This window comes from Bacillus cereus group sp. MYBK5-2, from assembly GCF_051915685.1.
Classification (GTDB): domain Bacteria; phylum Bacillota; class Bacilli; order Bacillales; family Bacillaceae_G; genus Bacillus_A; species Bacillus_A cereus.
This window is the reverse complement of record NZ_JBQAFE010000040.1, coordinates 1-676: the sequence shown is the minus strand read 5'-3', so window position 1 is coordinate 676 and position 676 is coordinate 1. Positions and strand designations below refer to the sequence as shown.

Sequence of the window (676 nt, the reverse complement as noted above, 5' to 3'; positions counted from 1 at the left end):
ATGTGCTGTTATTTGATATACATCATATTATTTCTGATGGTATCTCAACCAATCTTATCATCAAAGAATTTATTCAATTGTATAAAGGCGAGTTACAGCCACCACTTCAAATCCAATATAAGGATTATGCAGTTTGGCAACAAATAGAGATGCAAAGTGAACGCATGAGAAGACAGGAAGCATATTGGTTGAATATGTTTGATGGGGAAATTCCGACATTAGAGCTACCAATTGATTATGAGAGACCTTCAGTACGTAGCTATGAGGGAGACACAGTAGAATTTACAATAGACAAAGAAATTAGTGATGGATTAAAAGAGATAGAAAAACAAACAGGGGCAACATTGTATATGGTCTTATTGGCGGCATATACAACACTATTAGCAAAATATAGTGGTCAGGAGGATATTATTGTAGGAACTCCTATTGCAGGAAGGACACATGCGGATTTAGAGCCAATCATTGGCATGTTTGTTAATACATTAGCAATACGCAATTACCCAGAGGGAGACAAAACATTCTATATGTATGTTCAGGAAGTGAAAGAAACCATGTTGAATGCGTATGAGAATCAGGAGTATCCTTTTGAAGAGCTGGTTCAAAAAGTAAATATAAAAAGAGATATGAGCCGTAATCCGCTATTTGATACAATGTTGGTTTTACAAAATACGGAAGA

At 35.5% G+C, this 676-nt stretch carries 1 protein-coding gene; it reads left to right on the top strand.

The window, feature by feature from the left end; translation table 11 throughout:
* On the top strand, window positions 1-676 hold a 676-nt coding region (locus ACTFP3_RS30120; RefSeq protein ID WP_440012095.1), incomplete at both ends, for a condensation domain-containing protein.